Source organism: Pedobacter sp. 01N416 (assembly GCF_056399685.1).
In genome coordinates, this window is sequence record NZ_JBFTRT010000496.1 from 1 (window position 1) to 5372 (window position 5372).

A 5372-nucleotide genomic window follows, 5' to 3' on the forward strand; every position below is an offset into this window, starting at 1 on the left:
TTCTGTCGCCTGGCCTCAGAAATCGGTATTGAATCGCTGGTCCGTTTTATCGGAAATGGGAGGTATATTCTTCCAGACGGATCAGAGCGCTTTTTAGTCAACCAGGAAATGCTGGTGAGGCTCACCAAAAAACTTGGCGGACAACTTCACGAACCCATCAAGACGACCAATGTGCAGAATATGAGAGCCATGACCACTTGGTGCGTACGGAAATAACAATCGGGTTTAAAAAGTTTTTAGCATAGAATATCCGTCAGATTTATGTGGGCATTTCGGCAAAAATGGCCGTCCATTCGGCATTTAAACTGTCACCCCATTTCGGCTTAAAGTGGTTCTTCAATCAATCTTCCTGTAATTAGTAGACCAAGTCCAATTGGATTTATTGCCGTTGGGCTGCTTATCTTTGGGAGGTGCATAATAAGCGTTAAAACAATATCATGGAAAAATATTATTATCAGGTTTACTTAGATGTGGTATTACGTAACGAAGAACATATGTTTGGGTCCATCAATATCTCYCATATYCCATATAAAAAGCTGGAAGAGCTTTTTCTTGACCAGGTKGTAGCGGAGCGGTTTCTTTTTGATGATGCGATGTCCTATCAGATTAGTGAAAAACTTTACAAGAAGAATARGAAGTTTTTTGATGAGGAAATTTTTTTTAGGTTCGATTTCGACTTGTTCGAGTATAGTGTTAGCCTAACAGGCGATCTCATGTCCAAATATCAACCTGATTATTATAGTGAATTGCCGTCTTTATTTAAATCAGATAAATAGGAATTACTTTAAACTCAAATATCCGATATTTTTGGGTATCTGAGTTTAATGTATTTAGCATAAAATGAGGTAATGTATTTTGATATTTAACACATTAAATTACATAAGCAAGCTGTCCACAAAACTAATACAAGGTTTTTAGTAGGCAATAAAAATTAAGGCGAAGGACGGTAAAAAACAAAGGTGACAAACATCAAAGTTGTGGATAACAAAAAACAAAAGGTGAAAGTTGAACATTCAAACATTGATGAAGGGACAAGTAAACAAGTTACCGAGGAAATTAAAAAAGAAATAGAAAATGGCCCCAAACAATAATAAACCTATCATATATGTAGGGTTGTTAAGTATTATAACCAATATAGCAACGCTAGCTTTTATTACATTGAAGCTTACGGATACTGTTTTTAGTCTGGGTGTAGATTTTGATGAGGTTCTGGGTATAATATCAGTGTTTTTAATTTTAATTCTCCCAATTATTCTTTTCTTATTGGTTCCGGTCATTTTGATAAGGATGAAGAAAAGGTTAACTCAGCTAAATGGTTTCGAGATCTTCTGCGTTTTGTTGCCCACAATTAATCTTCTTGTTTTATGTCTTCATCTAGTGTATGGATTATATCATGATTATCCAGAGCTAGGCTAAATAACGAAATCCAGTCCAACTTCAATAGTGTTAAGCTTTTGGGGTTGGATGTTTTTGCATACTGATCTTAGTTGATCAAGGATAGATAATACAGCATCTTACACCAGTATTATAATGGACTATTTACAACAATTGCAAGCCCGTTGGGATGATTTGCGAGGTAGGCCAGATGCTAAAGAAGAGATGAGGAGGTCTTGAAATTTGGCAAACTGATCGAAATTGAACGAGCAAAAGAGTCTGGGGGTTTATTTTTAAAATTGGTGTATGTAAAATAAACTGTGTCAATCTAAAATAGTGGATATTGGAGATAGACCTGGTGGCGGGCGCGGGTCAGGGCGACATAAAACAGGCGCCTTTCCTCTGCATTTTCAAAACCGTCTCCGTGCTGGAGCAGGTAGCCTAAAATCGGATCATCGGCCATCTGGGAGGGAAAACCGTATACGCCGCTATCTAGGTCCAGCAAAATGGCCACGTCACAGGTCAGCCCCTTACAGGCATGGGCGGTGAAATAGGAGAGCTTGAGCCCTGGAAAAGCTTTCTGCAGTTCCCTTAAGTCTGCGGGCGAATTATGGTGGTAGCGCCCGATGAGAAATACAGAGGCGGTGGCGTGGTCTTTCTTGATCTTTGCCAAGGTATCTTTTAGAGCATCAAACTTCTGCAGATCCCTTTGCGCTTTATTGCCATAGCTGGCTAGAGGAGTGAGTACAAAAGAAGGACGTGATGCCTTAAAAGGCGAGGACAGGTTTTTTTTCAGCTGGGAGGGATTCACCTGGATAAAGCCACTGCTTAAGTTGAGTATCTCCTGGTTAAAACGGTAAGTCTGGAGTACTGCATTTTCGGCGGTCACCCCAAAATGCTTTGAAAATCCGGTGATGATACTGATGTCGCTGCCGGTAAAGCGGAAGATGGACTGCCAGTCGTCTCCGACGGCGTAAAGCTTGGCGATGGGATTGGCGGCTTTCAATGCCTTGACCAGGCCATAACGGCCCAGGGACATGTCCTGAAACTCGTCCACTAAAATATAACGGTACTTTTTATTGAATTCACCGCTGGAAATATACCTGCTTGCATGGTTCACCATATCGTTATAATCGATACAGCCCGTGCGTTTCAGTTCAGCCTGGTAGGCCTCGCTCAATGGCGCAAATACGCCGAGGAATACTTCAAAGCGCTGGTCTGCGGCTTTCGATTTTAACTGCTCTATTGTGCTGTTATTGGACTTCATCAGATTCAGGAAGGTAAAGATCAGGCCCATAAAGTCCTCATAGTCGTCCAGCGCTTTGATCTTGGTCAAAATTTCGCCCAGGTCCCGTTTGTTCAAGGTCACTTTGTAGCTATCCAGGTGAATTTTTAGCGCTTTGAGCAGCGTTCCATTGCGGTTCTGAAAGGAATAGGTTTTGATCAGGCGGGTCCCGTATTTCTCGTGGATCAGTTCCTTCCAGCGCATGCCGCTCTGGTACTGTTCGGTAGGGGTTTTAAAAGGAGGTTTGCATTTGAAATAAGCGGGAACATTGCCCTGCTCGTCAATGCCATAATGCTCATGGTAGATGTCGTATTCCGGCAGATAGAAATCAGGGGAATAGGCGCCAAAATCAGGATTTTGGTCTTCGGCCTGTAGCGGATAGGTCCGCTCGTACACAAATTCCACCTGGTGCAGGTACAGGAAATTGGCGATCATCACCTCTTCTAGACTTTTGCACTCTGTCCCGTTCAGGCTCACATTACGGAAAGCCTGCTCATGTTTGATCAGATCGTTTTCCGACTCAAACTCAAAGTCATCCCGCGGGGGCCGGACAAAAAAAGAGATGAAGTTAACCGCCTTCTGCGCAAAATCCGCGTCAGTTAAAAACAGCCTGTCAAACTCCCGCTGCATAAACGACTTGGCCCGGTAGTCCTTACCATCAAAAGCGAGCTTCACCGGGTAGGGGCTGCAATGCCTGCAGACCATATTGCCAAAGCCATTAAAAGTTTTAAAAGTGATCCCGCTGGCCAGTTCATCATCCCGCAAGAAATTACAGGTCCGGTCAAACATCTCATCTACTGCGCTATTGGTAAAAGAGATCACCAGCAGCTCCTCGGGTCTTGCCAGGTTCTTCTCCAGGATATAGGCGATTTTCGCACTGATGGTGGTCGTCTTTCCCGTACCTGCTCCAGCAATCACCAGATTATTGTCTTCCTCACAGACCACCGCCCGCATCTGCTCCAAGGAAAGGGGATAGGCTTCCAGGCTGCAAAGAAATTCCTTGAATTCGGAAATCTCATGCGGGATAAAACGTTCATTATAAGCTCTGCGTATTCCCTCCAGATTTTGATGGCTATCTACAAAACGGGAAATCAATGCCTGCTCATCACTATCCAGACCGCAATTCCGATAGTCTTTAGGAATGGCCTCCAGTAGCTCACGATGCGCTGCCCGAAGGTTAAATGCATCGTAATTGGCAAAATACAAAACCATATCCTGCTTTTTAGCGATATCCTTCAAAGCAGAAACAAGATCAGGGATAAGCGTGCGGATATTTTCCCTTCGCTCGAGTTCCTGCTGCCTGGTTTTAAGCCAATAGAGAAAACCACAGGAAAGAATAAACAGCAGAACCTTTATGAATGCAGGAAGCTCATCAAACCAGTTTGGTTTTTGATATGGAAGGTTTTTTGGAGGCATTAATCAAAACAGTTGGACAAATATAACATTTCATCACGTTTTCTTACCGGCTGGTTTTGCAATTCCATTCGTCACCTCGTAATGGCTGTTCGTCACACGATTTGTCGAGTTCGTCAAAAACATTCTCATTCATTTTTTTTAAAAATTACTTTAGGGGCCTAATTGTACATTTATGATTTAGGCCCCTTAGATTGATACAATTGAGTCACATCCATTCGCCAAGCGAATGATCATCATTTTCAAAGGCTATATCCAATAGATCTTGATATTGTTGATTTGAAGGTTCAGTTCTATTGCGATAAATGGCACTTTTTTGATTTTTTCAATATTTGATTATGAGAAATTATAGATTATTTTTTTTTCTGCTTACCTTTTTTTATTCTGTTGCCGGGGCACAAGAACTACCTAAGGTAACCCTTCCATCACCCTCTACTCAGCAGTTTATGAAGTATGTCGATTATCCTGTTGGGAGTTTTACAGGTGTTCCTGACATAGAGATTCCCTTATATACCATTAAGGAGGGGGACCTTAGTGTGCCGATCGTTCTGAGGTATCATGCATCAGGCGCAAAGCCATCCGATCCAAACGGTTTCACGGGAATGGGCTGGTCATTAAGCGCCGGGGGAAAGATATCGTGTACAATAATGGGCAGATCGGATTTCAGAACTCCTTATCCCGCCAACTTTTATTCGGCATCCGATCTTCTATCTCAATCTTTTAACAATAGGGCCGATAATATTTCAAGCTGGGCCCGTGATTATAATACCGAACCAGATATTTTTACCTATCAGTTTAATGGGAACTCTGGAAAATTCGTCCTTAAAAACGATGTGAATAAAACGCCTTTATTGCTTCCATATAAGGCTTTAAAAATAGTTCCAAACCTTGCAAGCGAGGTATTTGATGTTTGGGATGCGGCCGGGGTGAAATATAAATTCTCTCCCTCAGGTACCCCGGATAATGGTTACACCTCTTGGAGTATGAGCCAGATGACCTCAGCGAACAATCCAGGCAACACTATATATTTTCAAGAAAGCGGTGGGCTGGATGAGCTGGCTAGAAGTTACGGGGAGCATGTAGTCTTTGACGACATCGACGATGAGTCGTTGATATGGAGGGACTGCTATCCGGATGTGGGCACAGAATTCAATGGGGTTAAACCCTATTCCGATGTGCTGAGTTATTACGATGCTTATTATGCCGGTGATTACGGAACCAACCGGTCTGATGGTATCCCCCAGCTCATCACGTTTCTGAGCGGAAAAGTGAAGTTTACCTTCGCTACAACAAACTACAT

2 protein-coding genes and 2 pseudogenes are annotated in these 5372 nt (G+C 42.6%); 3 read left to right on the forward strand and 1 reads right to left on the reverse strand.

What is annotated here, in order from left to right:
* Together AC1DND_RS22220 and AC1DND_RS22225 are read left to right on the forward strand one after the other, a co-directional pair.
* Window positions 1-216 (forward strand): annotated as a pseudogene (locus AC1DND_RS22220) (class I SAM-dependent methyltransferase); the annotation flags it as partial.
* A 221-nt stretch (window positions 217-437) separates the two neighbouring features.
* Window positions 438-776 carry a hypothetical protein gene (locus AC1DND_RS22225; protein ID WP_477584788.1) on the forward strand — a complete coding sequence of 113 codons (339 nt, stop codon included), beginning with the start codon at window positions 438-440 and terminating at the stop codon, window positions 774-776.
* A 926-nt stretch (window positions 777-1702) separates the two neighbouring features.
* On the opposite strand, the gene AC1DND_RS22230 is transcribed toward AC1DND_RS22225, so the two are convergent.
* The gene (locus tag AC1DND_RS22230) at window positions 1703-4075 is read right to left on the reverse strand and encodes a UvrD-helicase domain-containing protein (protein ID WP_477584789.1); all 2373 of its coding nucleotides are present in this window, start codon (window positions 4073-4075) and stop codon (window positions 1703-1705) included.
* Window positions 4076-4410: 335 nt separating this feature from the next.
* Here AC1DND_RS22230 and AC1DND_RS22235 point away from each other — a divergent pair.
* Window positions 4411-5372 (forward strand): annotated as a pseudogene (locus tag AC1DND_RS22235) (hypothetical protein); the annotation flags it as partial.

What these genes read in the sequence shown, in the direction of transcription:
- AC1DND_RS22230 (WP_477584789.1), bottom strand. Translation starts at nt 4,075, where the DNA reads ATGCCTCCAAAAAACCTTCCATATCAAAAACCAAACTGGTTTGATGAG.